17 protein-coding genes are annotated in these 14,935 nt (G+C 61.6%); 8 read left to right on the top strand and 9 right to left on the bottom strand.

Annotated elements, in window-relative coordinates; genetic code table 11:
- Positions 1–51 precede the first annotated feature (51 nt).
- From ACOOFN_RS01220 to ACOOFN_RS01195, 6 genes are all read right to left on the bottom strand, one after another.
- Positions 52–1,536, bottom strand: coding sequence for a replicative DNA helicase (locus tag ACOOFN_RS01220; protein WP_420432865.1), 1,485 nt, complete (start codon positions 1,534–1,536; stop codon positions 52–54).
- A gap of 176 nt (positions 1,537–1,712) precedes the next feature.
- Positions 1,713–2,366, bottom strand: coding sequence for a 50S ribosomal protein L9 (rplI, locus tag ACOOFN_RS01215; RefSeq protein ID WP_420432863.1), 654 nt, complete (start codon positions 2,364–2,366; stop codon positions 1,713–1,715).
- Positions 2,367–2,377: 11 nt separating this feature from the next.
- The gene (rpsR, locus tag ACOOFN_RS01210; protein ID WP_420432861.1) at positions 2,378–2,632 is read right to left on the bottom strand and encodes a 30S ribosomal protein S18; all 255 of its coding nucleotides are present in this window, start codon (positions 2,630–2,632) and stop codon (positions 2,378–2,380) included.
- 18 nt (positions 2,633–2,650) lie between these two features.
- Positions 2,651–3,004, bottom strand: a complete 354-nt coding sequence (rpsF, locus tag ACOOFN_RS01205) for a 30S ribosomal protein S6 (RefSeq protein WP_420432859.1) — start codon at positions 3,002–3,004, stop codon at positions 2,651–2,653.
- A gap of 175 nt (positions 3,005–3,179) precedes the next feature.
- Positions 3,180–5,027 (bottom strand): tetratricopeptide repeat protein, encoded by a 1,848-nt coding sequence (locus ACOOFN_RS01200; protein WP_420432857.1) that lies wholly within the window; start codon positions 5,025–5,027, stop codon positions 3,180–3,182.
- A 65-nt stretch (positions 5,028–5,092) separates the two neighbouring features.
- Positions 5,093–5,233, bottom strand: a complete 141-nt coding sequence (locus ACOOFN_RS01195; protein ID WP_420432855.1) for a hypothetical protein — start codon at positions 5,231–5,233, stop codon at positions 5,093–5,095.
- A 222-nt stretch (positions 5,234–5,455) separates the two neighbouring features.
- On the opposite strand from ACOOFN_RS01195, the gene ACOOFN_RS01190 reads away from it, so the two are divergent.
- From ACOOFN_RS01190 to gmk, 8 genes are all read left to right on the top strand, one after another.
- A complete protein-coding gene (locus tag ACOOFN_RS01190) occupies positions 5,456–5,848 on the top strand; it encodes a hypothetical protein (RefSeq protein ID WP_420432853.1) in 393 nt (130 codons plus the stop codon).
- 57 nt (positions 5,849–5,905) lie between these two features.
- The gene (gene fabD, locus ACOOFN_RS01185; RefSeq protein WP_420432851.1) at positions 5,906–6,850 is read left to right on the top strand and encodes an ACP S-malonyltransferase; all 945 of its coding nucleotides are present in this window, start codon (positions 5,906–5,908) and stop codon (positions 6,848–6,850) included.
- Positions 6,851–6,854: 4 nt separating this feature from the next.
- Positions 6,855–7,592: a 3-oxoacyl-[acyl-carrier-protein] reductase gene (gene fabG, locus ACOOFN_RS01180; protein WP_420432849.1), complete on the top strand. Its 738-nt coding sequence runs from the start codon at positions 6,855–6,857 to the stop codon at positions 7,590–7,592.
- A gap of 159 nt (positions 7,593–7,751) precedes the next feature.
- A complete protein-coding gene (locus tag ACOOFN_RS01175; protein ID WP_420432847.1) occupies positions 7,752–7,988 on the top strand; it encodes an acyl carrier protein in 237 nt (78 codons plus the stop codon).
- Between the two features lie 12 nt (positions 7,989–8,000).
- A complete protein-coding gene (gene fabF / locus ACOOFN_RS01170) occupies positions 8,001–9,281 on the top strand; it encodes a beta-ketoacyl-ACP synthase II (RefSeq protein WP_420432845.1) in 1,281 nt (426 codons plus the stop codon).
- 8 nt (positions 9,282–9,289) lie between these two features.
- A complete protein-coding gene (gene mltG / locus ACOOFN_RS01165; RefSeq protein WP_420432843.1) occupies positions 9,290–10,318 on the top strand; it encodes an endolytic transglycosylase MltG in 1,029 nt (342 codons plus the stop codon).
- Positions 10,318–11,199 carry a YicC/YloC family endoribonuclease gene (locus ACOOFN_RS01160; RefSeq protein WP_420432841.1) on the top strand — a complete coding sequence of 294 codons (882 nt, stop codon included), beginning with the start codon at positions 10,318–10,320 and terminating at the stop codon, positions 11,197–11,199. Before mltG ends, ACOOFN_RS01160 begins: the two co-directional genes overlap by 1 nt.
- Positions 11,189–11,851, top strand: a complete 663-nt coding sequence (gene gmk / locus ACOOFN_RS01155) for a guanylate kinase (protein ID WP_420432839.1) — start codon at positions 11,189–11,191, stop codon at positions 11,849–11,851. The genes ACOOFN_RS01160 and gmk overlap by 11 nt, the downstream gene beginning before the upstream one ends.
- Here gmk and rsmA read toward each other — a convergent pair.
- The 3 genes from rsmA to ACOOFN_RS01140 are packed head-to-tail and all read right to left on the bottom strand — an operon-like array spanning position 11,848 to position 14,905.
- Entirely contained in the window at positions 11,848–12,696 is an 849-nt protein-coding gene (gene rsmA / locus ACOOFN_RS01150) for a 16S rRNA (adenine(1518)-N(6)/adenine(1519)-N(6))-dimethyltransferase RsmA (protein ID WP_420432837.1), read from the bottom strand. The two genes, gmk and rsmA, sit on opposite strands and share 4 nt — an antisense overlap.
- A complete protein-coding gene (pdxA, locus tag ACOOFN_RS01145; protein ID WP_420432835.1) occupies positions 12,693–13,676 on the bottom strand; it encodes a 4-hydroxythreonine-4-phosphate dehydrogenase PdxA in 984 nt (327 codons plus the stop codon). Before pdxA ends, rsmA begins: the two co-directional genes overlap by 4 nt.
- A complete protein-coding gene (locus tag ACOOFN_RS01140) occupies positions 13,676–14,905 on the bottom strand; it encodes a peptidylprolyl isomerase (RefSeq protein WP_420432833.1) in 1,230 nt (409 codons plus the stop codon). Before ACOOFN_RS01140 ends, pdxA begins: the two co-directional genes overlap by 1 nt.
- Positions 14,906–14,935 lie beyond the last annotated feature (30 nt).

The raw sequence follows: 14,935 nt of genomic DNA, 5'->3' as shown, positions 1-14,935 counted from the left end.
TTCTCCGCTTTGACCGGCAGTGTCTGGCGGTCGGCGCAGGGCATCAAGGCGCTAATGCGCGATGCCCTCATAGCGATCGTCACGCGTCAGGTCGGAGAATTTCGTGCGCGCCGCGTCGAAGGCGAGATCGACGGTGCCGATCGGGCCGTGACGCTGCTTGCCGATGATCACTTCGGCGCGCCGCTCGATCTGGCGGAATTCCTCTTCCCAGGCGAGGTATTCCGGCGTGCCTTCCTTCGGCTTCTCGCGTTCCTTGTAATAGCTTTCGCGGTACACGAACATGACGACGTCGGCGTCCTGCTCGATGGAGCCGGATTCGCGGAGGTCGGAGAGCTGTGGCTTCTTGTCGTCGCGCTGCTCGACCTGCCGCGAGAGCTGCGACAGCGCGATCACCGGGACCGACAATTCCTTGGCGAGCGCCTTCAGCGCCTGGGTGACTTCGGAAACTTCCTGCACCCGGCCCTGGCCCATCTTCGACGCGGATGCGGTGACCAGTTGCAGGTAATCGACCACGATCAGGTCGAGCCCGTGCAGGCGCTTCAATCGCCGCGCCCGCGCGCACAAGGCGCCGATCGAGAGACCACCGGTATCGTCGATGTAAAGCGGCAGGCCCTGGATCTCGAGCACCGCATCGCGGATTTCCTCGTACTGGGCCGGATCGATGTCACCGCGCCGGATCTGGTAGCCGGGAATACCGGTGTAATCCGCAATCAGACGCGTCGCCAGCTGTTCGGCGCTCATCTCCAGCGAGAAGAAACCGACCACGCCGCCCTTTTCGGTTCTGCGTGCGCCGTCGGGCAGGGTGGAATACTGGTAGGCGCGGGCGATCGCGAAAGCGATATTGGTGGCCAGCGCGGTCTTCCCCATCGACGGGCGGCCGGCGAGGATGATCAGATCCGACGGGTGCAGCCCACCGAGCTTCTCATCCATCGCGTTCAGTCCGGAGGAGACACCGGACAGCCCGCCTTCACGCTCATAGGCCGCTGCGGCCATCTCGACCGATTCAGTGAGCGCTTCCTTGAAGCTCACAAACCCGCGCTGATTTCCGCCGGTCTCTGCAAGCTCGAACAGCTTGCGCTCGGCGCTCTCGATCAGCAGCCGGGCATGGGTTTCCGGTGTCGCCTCGGTCGCCTCGTGCGACAGCTCGGCGCTGACCCGGATCAAAGCGCGCCGCAGTGCCAGATCATAGATCAGCTGGGCGTACTCGATCGCTGCGACGGAATCCGCAGCGCTCTCCAGCAACAACGCCAGATAGGCCGCCCCGCCGATCTCTTTCAGGCCGCCATCGCGTTCGAAATCAGTTTTAAGAACAATGGCATCGGCCAAAGCGCCGCGCTGGATCCGGTCAGCGGTTGCCTGGTAGATCCGGCCATGAACCGGGTCATAGAAATGATCGGCCTTCAGCCAGTCACTGACCCTGTGCAGCACCTCATTGTCATACAGAAGCGCGCCGAGAAAGGCCTGCTCAGCCTCGATATTGTGCGGTGCCGTCTCGGTATTGGTGTCTTCGGGATGGGGGAGGTCATGCAAGGCCATGGGAGGGTTCTTAACGAAGTCCTAATGCGCCACAAGCGGGTCTTTTCAATTGACATTGGGGTTTTTCAGTTCGCCAACAGAAAATTGCCGAACTGTGGATAACTCGAGTCGCGCCGCAAAGAAAAAAGGCGGGCCAGGGCGGCCCGCCTTTTTGGTCCAGGTGGAAGCAGGAAAGCCTAGGCTTTCTCGGCCTCTTCCGTGCCGTCATCATCAGCTTCAGCAGCTGCCTCGGCTTCGATCTCGGCATTCTCATCGGCTGCGGCCAGTTCGTCCGGCTCGGCGCCGGCTTCGAACAATTCCGCTGCCTGGGCTTCGGCAATCGCACGATCTTCGTCGTGCTGCGACGCGATGACGTCTTCGCCGGCAGCCTGACGCTCGGCTTCCTCTTCGGAGCGGGCGACATTGATCGTGACGGTGATGGTCACCTCGGCGTGCAGCTTGATCTCGATCTCGTGCAGACCCAGCGTCTTGATGGGATCGTTGAGCACGACCATGGAGCGGCCGATTTTCAGCGTGTCCGTGGAAACGGCTTCCGCAATGTCGCGCGTGTTGACCGAACCGTAGAGATGGCCGGTTTCACCCGCCTGGCGGATAATGATGAAGGTCTCGCCATCGACCCCTTCAGCGGACTTGGCAGCCGCATCGCGGCGCTCGGCATTGCGCTTTTCGAGCGCGTCACGTTGCGCTTCGAAACGCTTGCGGTTGGCTTCAGTCGCGCGAAGCGCCTTTTCCTGCGGCAGCAGGAAATTGCGAGCATAGCCCGGCTTCACGGTGACCTCTTCACCCATGGCGCCCAGATTGTCGACGCGTTCAAGAAGAATAACTTGCATTGGTTTTCTCCTTAATCGACTGCGTAGGGCAGGATGGCGAGCTGGCGGGCACGCTTGATGGCGCGGGCCAGTTCACGTTGTTTCTTGGCCGAAACCGCGGTGATCCTGGCCGGGACGATCTTGCCCTTTTCGGACATGTAACGCTGCAGCAGCTTGGGATCCTTGTAATCGATCTTCGGCGCATGCTCGCCGGAGAACGGACACACTTTCCGGCGGCGCTGGAACGGGCGGCGGGCCGGAATATTCGAGATATTCAGATCAGACATTGGGGTGTCTCCTTCGGCCTAGTTGCGATGATCGCGGCGGCGCCGGTCATCTTTTTTCGACAGAATGGCGGACTGGCCTTCCTGATGCTCGTCCACGCGGACCGTCATGTGACGGATGACGTCGTCCGACAGGCGCTGACGCCGGTCGAGTTCATTGACGATGTCGGCCGAAGCGTTGACGTCCAAAAGGCCGTAATGCCCCTTGCGGTGCTTGTTGACACGATAGGCGAGGTTGCGAAGACCCCAGTATTCGGTCTTGCCGACCTTGCCGCCCTTTTCCTCGACGAGGCTGCGGATCTCTTCGGTCAGCGATTCCATTTGCGCCGGCGAAATGTCCGGGCGCGCAATAAAGACATGCTCGTAAAGAGCCATGAGGATACTCCCTTCTCTCATGGATGCGGCGCCGATCAACCGAAGGGTCGGGATGATCTGCGGTGGCTCCTTTTCCCATACGCCCTGTGCGCACGTTACAACGGGAGAAAGGACCGCATCCGTTCGAAGCGCGGGTCGTTACAGGAAAAGCGGCGGGGAGGCAAGTGGGGGCAGGTTATGCGGCGTCGGGGTCGAAACACTCGAATTCATCGCCGTCGAGAGGGCGGCAGAAATCCGGCCAGCCGGCAACCCGCCAATACGGCGGAAGCTGCATGCGCTCGACAATCCGGTTGAACTTGGGGTCTGACCGCAAGCGGGCAAATGGCGGCTGCCATATGAAGGCTGAAGGAAAAGCTTCGTTTTCCGGCGGCGTAAGAGCATCGAGTATCTCGTCATCCATGCCGAGCTCCATGCCCAGTGCTGCAGAGATGTTGATGGGAAAATTGGGCTGCCCATCGACAATATCCGCTCGGATGGCCGCAATGGCTTCGGCGTCCGCATCCGGGCCGACAGCCGCCAGCGCTTCCTCGAGCTTGCTCAGCGTGAATTGCAGAAGGGCTTGCTGCTGCTCGTTATCGGCAGCTTCAAGACGGTCTGCTGTCAACTGCCGAAACAGGGTCAGAACATCGATCATGCCCTCGACGCCGTCCTGCATGTAGCGCGCGAAAAACAGGCGCATGGCGAGGACGAGATCCTGATGGCCGCGATAGCCGATGATCTCGAGTGCCGTGTCATAATCGCCGGTGGTGATCAGGGCTTCGACATAGCTCCGCAGCAGCGGCATCATGAACGGATCCAGCTCGTGGCCTCGCCGCGCGATAGTCCGGGCCCGATCCGCATAGCCGGCAAAAAGAAGAAACTCGGCATAGTCCTCGGCCAGCTCCGAAGAATCAGGGTCGATCGCATACGCTTGTCGATAAATCCGGTCAGCTTCGAGCCAGTTCAGCTGATCCCTGTGGATGCTGGCGAGCGCGGTCAGCGCATCGACATTGTTTTCATCGAGCGCAAGGGCGCGATTGGCCGCCGCTTCCGCTTCCTCGAAATTGTTGAATATCTCATGCACAATCGCGAGCGTAGCCCACGCAGGCGCGAAATCCGGATCGGCCTCCAAGGCTTGTTCAAGGTCGGACTGTGCCGTGCTTAGATGTCGTTCGCGTAAGGCGGCGGCCCCACGCAGATAGTGATCATAAGCGTCGATGCTTGCAGTTCGGTTCGGCACCGGGTTGGCGCTACTCAAATCCGATGTCAGCCGGGCGGCAATTTCATTGGCGATGGTTTCCTGGACAACGAAAATGTTCTCGTCGGGCCGATCATAGGTTTCCGACCAGAGATGAAAGCCGGTGGTCACATTGATCAACTGCGCGGTGATCCGGAACTGGCCATCTGTGCTGCGCACACTTCCCTCCAGCACGTGGGTGACACCGAGCGCACTTCCGATTGTCTGGATGTCATCGGTCGAATTCTTGAATGCGAAGACCGAGGTTCGCGCGGCAACCGGCAAATGGGGAATACGAACCAGGGCGTTTATGATCTCTTCGGTTATGCCATCGGAGAAATACTCCTGATCCGTCGATCCGCTCATGTTTACAAAGGGGAGGACCGCGATGGAGGAGAAAGACGATTCATCAGTGTCCGTTTCAACAACCGGCATGGCTCCGGGCGCCAAACCGGCATGGCTTCCACCGCGTGTCGCAATTTGATACCCGGTCGCGCCCAGAACGATCACAAGAACGCCAAACATCAGATAATCTGCAGGAACCAGCGGTCGCGTTCCGCTGTTGGGATCCCCGCTGGATGTTTTTTGGACGCCCTCCGGTGTCAGTTCGAACGCCCACGCCAAGATCAGTGCAATCGGAAACCCGATCACCAGAAAGGAAATGATCGCGGCGTCAAACCAAAGCGGCAATCCCAAGCTGTTTTCCAGCAATGCAGCCAGTTGTATGAGCACCCATGCAATTACCAGATAGGCAGCGGCGACGCGAAACACGCTACGTCGGCGCAACTCATTGAGCAGTCTTGTCATTTAATCTGTCCCCGACCCGGTTTGCGGTATATCGCGGATTGGACAGACCGACCAGCGAAACCGGGTCACGACCGCACGGCCTCTTCGCACCAGCGACCGTCCCAGTGCCAACGGCCGCCGCGCTCCACACAGCGTTCCGGAGGATTGAGCCATTCTGCGACTGCCAAGAGTATCGCGATACCGATGACGAATATCAGGCCGCCCATGCGGAGGCGGTGTGAAAGCGGACGTTGTTTGCGGATCGGAATTGTCTCCCCCAACGGGCTCGAACTGCAATCGGGCTGTGTTCTCGGGTGGCCCCTTTAAGAAAGAATAGAATACACCCTTACCAAATATCAAAAACCGACGTACATATCTAAGCGTGAATATCGGCTCGTTTATCGCTGGGGCTGAATTTGCGGCACTTGATGAACCGACCGGAAAGATCAATGCCCTACACGATCCGATATCTGGCCGATGTCAACGTCTTCGAGATGCGAACGCACGGCAAGATGACGGTCGAGGAAATCGCCGCCTACATCCCTGAATGCATGTCGCGCCCGGAATTCAACGACACCACGCAAATACTCGGCATTGCGGCGGTGGATGCCGATTTCAGTGAATTCACTTTCGACGGATACAAGGACGTGCTGATCCCGGCGATGAAGGAAGCGCGTTCCGGTGCCCAGTCGGGCTTGAAGGAAGCGATACTGGTCGAGAAGGATCTCGACCTTGGTATCATCAAGCTGTTTGAAATGCTCGCGACCTCTGGGCCGGGGCTGAATTCCCGCGTCTTTCGAAATCGCGCCGAGGCCATCGACTGGCTGACCTCCGACGATTGATTAAAAGCGCTGCGCTGTTTATCGAAGCCTCCCAGCTTGCAAGGGAGAAGCGACGCGATGGCGCTGGCATTTGTATTTCCGGGGCAGGGCTCACAGGCCGTTGGAATGGGAACCGAGCTGGCCGGAGCGTTTCCGGCGGCCCAGGCGGTGCTCGACGAGGTCGATGATGCGCTTGGTCAGAAGCTATCCCATCTGATGGCGGACGGGCCGCTGGAAGACCTCACCCTGACCGAGAACGCACAGCCGGCCATCATGGCGGCATCGCTCGCGGTAATGCGTGTGCTAGAGGAACAGTTCGGAATCGACGTCACCGCCGCGAAATTCGTGGCCGGTCACTCCCTCGGTGAATATTCCGCGCTGGCAGCCGCCGGTTCGCTCTCGCTCAGTGATGCAGCCAGGCTCCTGAAACTGCGGGGCAAGTCGATGCAGGCCGCTGTGCCGGTCGGCGAAGGCGCCATGGCCGCCCTGATCGGCGCGGACATGGAGACGGCGCAGGCAGCAGCCGATGCCGGCGCGCAACACGGTGTTTGCCAGTTTGCGAATGATAATGCGCCGGGTCAGATCGTGATCTCCGGCGCTTCCGCCGCCGTCGATGCCGCAATCGAATTTGCCAAGACCAAGGGCGTGAAGCGTGCGATGACACTGCCGGTCTCCGCGCCTTTCCATTGCACCCTCATGCAGCCCGCGGCCGATGCCATGGCAGAAGCTCTTTCGGCGGCCGAGATCAACCCACCGAAAGTGCCGGTCGTCGTCAATGTGCGCGCCCGTCCCGAGAGTGATCCGGTCGCGATCCGCAAACTGCTGGTCGAACAGGTCACCGGTCGCGTGCGCTGGCGCGAAAGCGTGGAATGGATGGCCGGTGAGGGCGGGATCTCCGAATTCGCCGAAGCCGGCGGCAAGGTGCTGACGGGCATGCTGCGCCGGACCGCGCCGGACGCCACCGGGACCGCGCTTATCACCCCCGAAAACATTGAAGCCTTCGCCGCTTCGCTGAAAGGATAGACCCATGTTCTCACTGGATGGAAAAACCGCGCTGGTCACCGGCGCAACAGGCGGAATTGGCGGCGCGATTGCCCGCGCGCTGCATGCACAGGGCGCGATAGTCACGATTTCCGGAACGCGGCAGGAGAAGCTGGACGCGCTCAAGGCCGAGCTCGGCGATCGCGTACACGCGATAGCGTGCAATCTGTCCGACGGCGAAGCGGTGGATGCCCTACCCAAGCAGGCCAATGAAGCGATGGGCGGGCTGGACATCCTTGTCGCCAATGCCGGCATCACCAAGGACGGCCTTTTGATGCGCATGAAGGACGAGGACTGGGACCAGGTCCTGAAGATCAATCTCGAAAGCTATTTCCGGCTGTCGCGCGCAGCCCTTCGCGGCATGATGAAGGCACGCCATGGCCGGATCATAGGGATCACCTCGGTTGTCGGTGTCATGGGCAATCCCGGCCAGGCGAATTACTGCGCCTCGAAGGCCGGCATGATCGGTTTCACCAAATCGCTGGCCCAGGAAGTCGCGGCACGCGGCGTCACCGCCAATTGCGTCGCGCCCGGATTTATCGCATCGCCGATGACCGACGCGCTGAACGACGATCAGCGCACAGCCATCCTTTCGAAAATTCCGGCCAATGATCTCGGATCCGGTGACGATATCGCTGCGGCGGTGGTTTATCTTGCCAGCGCTGAAGCCCGCTACGTGACGGGGCAGACCTTGCACGTCAATGGCGGTATGGCCATGATCTAGAAGGGATAAGACGGAAAGCGGATGCGGCTGGCCAAGCTCAAAGGAGCGTGCTAGTTGCCGCTCTCCGGTCTTGAGGGGACGAAGTGCATGTCATCAGCGCTTCACGGATTATCCAGCCCCGCATAAGGTTTTGCGAAGGATTGCAGAAGGGAATCGCTTATGTCCGACGTTCTTGCCCGTGTAAAAAAAATCGTGGTCGAGCATCTCGACGTTGAAGAAGAGAAGGTCACGGAAAATGCCTCCTTCATCGACGATCTCGGCGCTGACTCGCTCGACAATGTCGAACTTGTCATGGCGTTCGAGGAAGAGTTCGACATTGAAATTCCGGACGACGCCGCCGAGCACATCCAGACGGTTGGCGATGCTGTGAAGTTCATCAGCGAGAAAACCAGCTAAGCACGGATTGTCATGCGCCGCGTCGTCGTTACCGGGCTGGGCATCGTATCGCCGCTGGGATGCGGGGTAGAGCCTGTCTGGGAACGGTTGATTTCCGGCGCGTCTGGAATCCGTCCGATCGAACATTTTGATGCCAGCGATCTGGGAAGCCGGATTGCTGGCATTGTTCCAAGAAAAGACGGTCGCGGCGGTGGCGCTGACGATCCGCACGCCTTCGATGCCGACGCGGTCATGTCGCCGCGCGAGCAGAAACGCATCGACGAATTCATTCTCTATGGCATCGCGGCTGCCGATCAGGCGCTCGAACACTCCGGCTGGAAGGCCGAGAGCGAGGCGCAGGCCGAGCGCGCCGGTGTCCTCATCGGATCCGGCACGGGCGGGCTGGGCACCATTTACGAGACCTCGATCCTTTTGAAGGAGAAGGGGCCGCGTCGTATTTCGCCCTTCGTCATTCCCGGCATTATCATCAATCTCATCTCGGGCCAGGTCTCGATCCGGCACGGTCTGAAAGGGCCGAACCATGCTGTGGTGACCGCCTGTTCGACCGGCGCCCACGCAATCGGCGATGCCGCCAGGATGATCCGGTATGGCGATGCGGACATGATGGTCGCCGGGGGCGCCGAAGCCGCGATCTGCCGCCTCGGCGTGGCCAGCTTTGTCGCCGCCCGCGCCATGTCGACCGGCTTCAATGACACGCCGGAGAAAGCCTCCCGGCCATATGACAAGGACCGCGACGGGTTCGTCATGGGCGAGGGGGCGGGGGTCCTCGTGCTCGAGGAATACGAGAGCGCAAAGGCACGCGGCGCCACGATCTATGCCGAAGTGGCAGGCTATGGCTTGTCCGGCGACGCCTTCCACATCACCGCACCGGCCGAAGACGGCAATGGCGGCTTCCGCTCGATGCAGGCAGCATTGAAGGACGCCGGCATGTCGCCGTCCGATATCGACTATGTGAATGCCCACGGCACGTCGACGCCGAAGGGCGACGAGATCGAACTCGGCGCGGTCGAGCGGCTGTTTGGTGACGCCGCCGGCGACATCGTCATGTCGGCGACCAAGTCCTCGATCGGACACCTGCTCGGCGCAGCCGGGGCTGTGGAGGCGATATTCTCTATTCTGGCGATCCGCGACGGAATCTGCCCGCCGACGCTGAATCTCGACAATCCGTCCATCGAAACGCCGATCAATCTCGCGCCGCATACCGCCGTCAGAAAACCGGTGCAGGCGGCCTTGTCCAACTCCTTCGGCTTTGGCGGCACCAATGCGTCCGTCATCTTCCGGGCAGTGGACTGATCGCCGTCATGAGCGAGACGAAATCTAAGAAGAAAAAAGGGCTTCTAGGCAGGCTGCTGGCCTGGTTGCTGATCCTGATCGTCAGCGGCGTGATACTGGCCGGCGCGGCGCTCTGGCTGTCCTGGACCTGGCTGCAGAACGAGGTCGCCGAGCCCGGCCCGGCAGCAGAGGAGACCGTCGTTCTCCTGCCGCGCGGTTCCGGACTGATCGCCATTGCCAATCAGCTGGAAGCGGCAGGCGTGGTTTCCGACGCGCGGGTCTTTCGCATCTGGGTCACGATTGATGGCGGCGACCGCGAATTGCAGGCCGGCGAATATGCCATCCCGGCCGGGGCCAGCATGCTAGACATCTACGAGCAGCTGCGCGAAGGCGACACGATCCAGTATCTTGTGACCGCACCCGAAGGCCGCACAAGCGCCCAGATCGTCCGCATTCTCAACGCCAATCCGGTACTGACCGGCGAGATTACGGACGTTCCGGCCGAAGGCACGCTGCTGCCGGAAACCTACAGCTTTCACCGTGGGGACTCGCGCCAGGATATCCTCGATCGCATGCGCGCCGACCAGCAGGCACTGATTGACGCGCTCTGGCCGGACCGTGCGGACGACTTGCCCTTCGACACACCGGAAGAGGCGATCATCCTGGCGTCCATCGTCGAGAAGGAGACTGGCGTGGCCTCCGAGCGTCCGCTCGTGGCGTCTGTCTTCGTCAATCGCCTGCGCCGCGGCATACGCCTCGAAAGCGACCCGACCATCATTTACGGAATTACGGGCGGCGAGCCGCTCGGCCGCGGCATTCGCCGGTCGGAACTGGACAATGCCAGCAATCCCTACAACACTTATTTTGTTGACGGATTGCCGCCGACACCGATCGCCAATCCCGGCCGCGACGCCATCGCCGCAGTGCTCAATCCACCGGACACGGATTACCTGTTCTTCGTGGCAGACGGGACAGGCGGGCACGCTTTCGCGGAAACCTATCGCGAGCATCAGCGCAATGTTGCAAACTGGCGCCGCGTTGAGCGGGAACGGAGATAATGACAGCACTGTCCGGCATGACAGGATTTGCGCGCGCCTCCGCGACGCTCGACGGCTGGTCGATCAGCTGGGAAATCAAGAGTGTGAACGGGAAGGGGCTCGAAGTCCGGTTCCGCACACCTCCGGGTTTCGACGCGCTGGAACTGGCCGCGCGCGAGCGCACCAAGGCCGCGCTGCATCGCGGCTCATTGCAGGCCAGCTTGACCTTGGTACGCGACGTCACCGCCGCCGGACCGTCAGTCGATCATGATCTGCTCAACGCCCTGATCGAAGCCGGTGAGCCGTTTGTCGCCGAGGGGCGTGTCGAGAAACCGACATTCGACGGGCTCCTCAATATCCGCGGCGTGCTGATCAGTGAGGAAGATACCGGTGAAGACGGCCGGGAGGCGCTGGAAGGCGCGATCCTGAAAGCCTTCGACCAAGCCCTGGCCGGATTGAAATCGGCGCGGCAGGAAGAAGGCGCTGCATTGTCGGGAATGTTGCTTGCCGTCCTCGATGAAATTTCCGGAATGCGCTCCGCCGCGGCCCGTCTTGCCGCCGACCGGCCCGAACAGATGCTGGACCGGTTCCGGGCCAAGCTGACAGATTTGCTTGGCCGCGAACTCCCGGAAGAGAGACTGGCGCAGGAAGCCGCCATCCTCGCCGTGAAAGCCGATATCCGCGAGGAGCTGGACCGGCTCGAAGCCCATATCGCAAGCGCTCGCGATCTGATCGCCGGCGGTTCGCCGGTTGGTCGCAAGCTGGACTTTCTGTCTCAGGAGTTCAATCGCGAGGTCAACACGCTATGCTCCAAGTCCGGTGATTCCGAGTTGACCCATATCGGGTTGTCTCTGAAAGCCGCGGTCGATCAGTTCCGGGAGCAGGTGCAGAATGTCGAATGAGCGCCCCAAGGCACCCCGCTACCGGGGCGGCCGCCGCGGCATGATGCTGGTGTTTTCCAGCCCGTCCGGGGCTGGAAAGACAACCTTGTCCAAGCGCTTGATCATGCACCATCCGGACGTCGTGCTGTCGGTATCTACGACCACGCGTCCGCCGCGCCCCGGTGAAAGCGATGGCGAGGATTATTTCTTCGTCGATCACGAGGCGTTCGAGCGCCAGCTCGCGGCCGACGAATTCTATGAGTACGCGAAGGTTTTCGACCATTATTACGGCACACCCAAGGGCCCGGTCGAAGACGCCATGTCCGAAGGCCGCGACGTTGTGTTCGATATCGACTGGCAAGGCGCCAAGCAGCTGGCCGAGAAGGCACCGCGCGATGTCGTGCGCGTCTTCATCCTGCCGCCCTCGATGAAACTGCTCGAGGACCGGCTGCGCAAGCGCGGCCAGGATTCCGATACCGTCATCGACGGCCGCATGGCGCGCGCCGAAGCCGAGATCTCGCACTGGGAAGAGTATGACTACGTCATCGTCAACGAGGATTTTTCGGGCGCGCTCGAGGAAATCGAGCTGATCCTCAAGGCCGAACGCCTCAAGCGTGCGCGCCGGCCGTGGCTGCGCGGCTTTGTCGACGAGCTGATGAAAGAGCGGCGCTAGCCTTTCGCCGCGCGCCAGGCCCGGGCGAGGGCAAAGAACCCGTCTGGAGCAATCGTCTCGGCCCGTGCGCCTGGATCGATGCCGGCCGCTGTCAGCAGGACTTCAGATGATGTACTGGCCTTGCCGGCTGCCATGCCGAGGCTCTTGCGCAATGTCTTGCGGCGCTGACCGAAGGCGCTTTCCGTGATCACTTCCAGAGCGGCCAGGTCCGCAAAGCGCCGGTTCTCCGGCAGGGGTTCGAACACGACGACGGCGCTGTCGACCTTGGGCGGTGGCGTAAACGCGCGGGCAGGGGCTTTCAGTGCGATCCGGGCCGAAGCGACGGCTGCCGTCAGGATCGCCAGCCGGCCATAGGCCTTGCTGCCCGTGGGAGCGACCATGCGCTCTGCGACCTCCTTCTGGAACATCAGGACCAGGCGCCGCCAGATAAGCGGCTCGGCCTTCAGCCATTTGATCAACAGCGCGGTCCCGACATTATAGGGCAGGTTCGACGCGATCACGCAGGGTTTGCCGCCGGCCAGCGCCGCCTCGTCGACCTTCAGCGCATCGCCTTCGACGATTTCGAACGGCGTATTGAAAGCGTCACCCGTGGCAACTAGCGCGGGAATGAAACGCGCATCCATTTCAATGGCAATCATTTGCTTTGGCGACAGCGCCAGCAAGGGCCGTGTCAACCCGCCCGGACCAGGTCCGACCTCGATCAATGCAGCGTCAGACACGTCGCCACAGAGGCTGGCGATCTTGGCAGTCAGGTTGAGGTCGAGCAGGAAGTGCTGGCCGAACGACTTGTCGGCTCGCAGGCCATGATCTGCGATCATCTCGCGCAGGGGCGGGAGCTCCGTCATGCAGTTCTCGTTTCCGCCATGTCGGCGGCCATCCGGATTGCAGCAATCAGGCTGTCGGGCCTGGCAACACCCTTGCCCGCAATATCGAACCCGGTGCCGTGATCGGGCGAGGTGCGCACGATCGGAAGGCCCAGCGTCACATTCACCCCACCCCAGAAATCCAGCGCCTTGAACGGGATCAGCCCCTGGTCGTGATACAGGCAGATGGCCGCATCGTATTTCGCGCGGGCCTCGGCATGGAACATGGCGTCAGGCGGCATCGGATCGCTGATATCAATTCCGCGCCCCCGTATTTGCACGGCAGCGGGCTGCACGATATCGATCTCCTCGCGCCCCAGAGCGCCGTCCTCTCCGGCATGCGGGTTCAGCCCCGCCAATGCCAGCCGCGGCGCCTCGATACCGAAATCGCGTTTCAGCGCGGCGTCGGTCACGGCAGCGGTCTCGACGATGGCGTCCACCGATAATTCATCGATCATTGCGCGCAGCGGCTTGTGGATTGATACCAGCGCGACACGAACATGCTCGCCCGCCAGCATCATAACTGGCCCGCGCGGGCCTTTGTGCGCCATGTCACGTGTCAGCTCGGCGATGAATTCTGTATGGCCGGGATGCCGGAAACCGGCCGAATAGAGCACTGATTTGGCAATCGGATTGGTGACAATGCCAGCCGCCTTGCCAGTGCGGACCAGTGCGACCGCCTGTTCGATCGATGACAGGATCGCGGCCGCATTTGCGGAATCGGGTTTTCCGGGAATCGCGGGAAATGCCAGTGACATCGGCAATACGGGAAGGGCGTCAGCGAATACGTCTGCGGTCTCTGCCGGGTCGGAAATCGGTTGCGCCGTCGACCCGTAAAGGGCCGGATCGCCAAGAATGCAGAAGGCCGGACCGTCGGTTTTCAACGCTTGCCAGGCCGCCAGCGTGATGTCCGGCCCGATCCCTGCCGGGTCGCCCATCGTCACCGCAAGCGGCGGCACCATTAGCGGATTTCGATGGTGGCGTCGCGTTGCAAATCGCGCAACCAGCGACGCGCAAACATCGACAATTGCTGGTTTCGAAGCTGGCGTTCGATTTCATCGGGCGTCGGCACGCCGGGTCCGCCAATTGCGCGATCGCAGACGAAATAGACCTGCTGGCCGGCGGACGTGTCGAGCACGCCGGTGTTTTCTCCCGGGCCGAGCGCACGGAGCCGGTCGGCGATTTCCGGCAGCAAGGCGTCGAGCGATATCTGGCCGAGCCGCGAGGCAAAGGCGCCCTCGACCGGCTCGAGCGCAGCGTCGATCCCGTCACAGGAGCGGACGCGGTCAATGGCACTTGCGAACGACGAGCGCGTCTCGTCGGTCAGCCGGCTGGACGGCAGCGTGGCCTGCACCAGCTCGTATTGAACGGTTGCCGAGCTTTCGCGGCGGTCGATCAACGCAATAATCATCAGCCCGCCGGGAACCCGGAACGGGCGCGACAATTGGCCGGGCTCGAGAATGCGCGCGATCTGCGCCACTTCGGGGCGCATCTGGCCTTCCAGCAGCCATCCAATATCGCCGCCATTGGCGGCCGATGGCGCATCGGAAAATTGCTGGGCGACCGCCTGGAAAGCCGCGCCCTGGGACAGCTGGGTCATCACCGCGACGGCCCGCTGCTGGGCCACGGAATCATCCGCCGACAGCGGGATCTCGATAAAGATCTCGGCGATCCGGTATTGCGGCTGCGCGGCGCTGGCGGCGACGCGTTCGAGCGTCTGCTCGATATGCTGGTTGGAGATGCGGATGCGATTGTTGTAAACGCCGCTGACGATGATCTGCCAGGCGATCTCGGCTTCGAGCTGGCGCCGCAGGGTGGCGATATCGACGCCGCTGGCGGCCAGTTCGCTCGCAATCTGTGACGGATCGGCATTGTTCTGGACGGCGATATTGGCGATCGCAGCATCGATCTCCGCCGGCTCGACTTCGACTTCGTATTCCAGCGCCGCCTGGATTTGCAGGGTTTCCTCGATCAGCGAACGCAGGGCTTCCTGCTGAATACGCAGCAGGGCCTCTTCCGTCGGCTGAATGCCCGACGACACGATGATCAGGCGCATGCGGTTTCGCACGTCGACCGTGGTGATCGGATAGTCATTGACCAGCGCGGCGATGCCTTCGACCTGCTGGGCATGGGCGGCACCGCCGAAGGTGGTCATCACCAAGGCAAGGAATGCGGTGAGGCTGCGTTTCATTGTTTCGCCGATACGTCTCTGTTCGCGCTC

Origin of the sequence: Hyphobacterium sp. (genome assembly GCF_965217055.1) — a bacterium.
Classification (GTDB): domain Bacteria; phylum Pseudomonadota; class Alphaproteobacteria; order Caulobacterales; family Maricaulaceae; genus Hyphobacterium.
This window is presented reverse-complemented; position numbering and strand designations above follow the sequence as displayed.

Bases quoted from the DNA above. Each gene is read 5' to 3' on its own strand.
- ACOOFN_RS01220 (WP_420432865.1), bottom strand. From the start codon at position 1,536: ATGGCCTTGCATGACCTCCCCCATCCCGAAGACACCAATACCGAGACG.
- rplI (WP_420432863.1), bottom strand. From the start codon at position 2,366: ATGCAAGTTATTCTTCTTGAACGCGTCGACAATCTGGGCGCCATGGGT.
- rpsR (WP_420432861.1), bottom strand. From the start codon at position 2,632: ATGTCTGATCTGAATATCTCGAATATTCCGGCCCGCCGCCCGTTCCAG.
- rpsF (WP_420432859.1), bottom strand. From the start codon at position 3,004: ATGGCTCTTTACGAGCATGTCTTTATTGCGCGCCCGGACATTTCGCCG.
- ACOOFN_RS01200 (WP_420432857.1), bottom strand. From the start codon at position 5,027: ATGACAAGACTGCTCAATGAGTTGCGCCGACGTAGCGTGTTTCGCGTC.
- ACOOFN_RS01195 (WP_420432855.1), bottom strand. From the start codon at position 5,233: ATGGGCGGCCTGATATTCGTCATCGGTATCGCGATACTCTTGGCAGTC.
- ACOOFN_RS01190 (WP_420432853.1), top strand. From the start codon at position 5,456: ATGCCCTACACGATCCGATATCTGGCCGATGTCAACGTCTTCGAGATG.
- fabD (WP_420432851.1), top strand. From the start codon at position 5,906: ATGGCGCTGGCATTTGTATTTCCGGGGCAGGGCTCACAGGCCGTTGGA.
- fabG (WP_420432849.1), top strand. From the start codon at position 6,855: ATGTTCTCACTGGATGGAAAAACCGCGCTGGTCACCGGCGCAACAGGC.
- ACOOFN_RS01175 (WP_420432847.1), top strand. From the start codon at position 7,752: ATGTCCGACGTTCTTGCCCGTGTAAAAAAAATCGTGGTCGAGCATCTC.
- fabF (WP_420432845.1), top strand. From the start codon at position 8,001: ATGCGCCGCGTCGTCGTTACCGGGCTGGGCATCGTATCGCCGCTGGGA.
- mltG (WP_420432843.1), top strand. From the start codon at position 9,290: ATGAGCGAGACGAAATCTAAGAAGAAAAAAGGGCTTCTAGGCAGGCTG.
- ACOOFN_RS01160 (WP_420432841.1), top strand. From the start codon at position 10,318: ATGACAGCACTGTCCGGCATGACAGGATTTGCGCGCGCCTCCGCGACG.
- gmk (WP_420432839.1), top strand. From the start codon at position 11,189: ATGTCGAATGAGCGCCCCAAGGCACCCCGCTACCGGGGCGGCCGCCGC.
- rsmA (WP_420432837.1), bottom strand. From the start codon at position 12,696: ATGACGGAGCTCCCGCCCCTGCGCGAGATGATCGCAGATCATGGCCTG.
- pdxA (WP_420432835.1), bottom strand. From the start codon at position 13,676: ATGGTGCCGCCGCTTGCGGTGACGATGGGCGACCCGGCAGGGATCGGG.
- ACOOFN_RS01140 (WP_420432833.1), bottom strand. From the start codon at position 14,905: ATGAAACGCAGCCTCACCGCATTCCTTGCCTTGGTGATGACCACCTTC.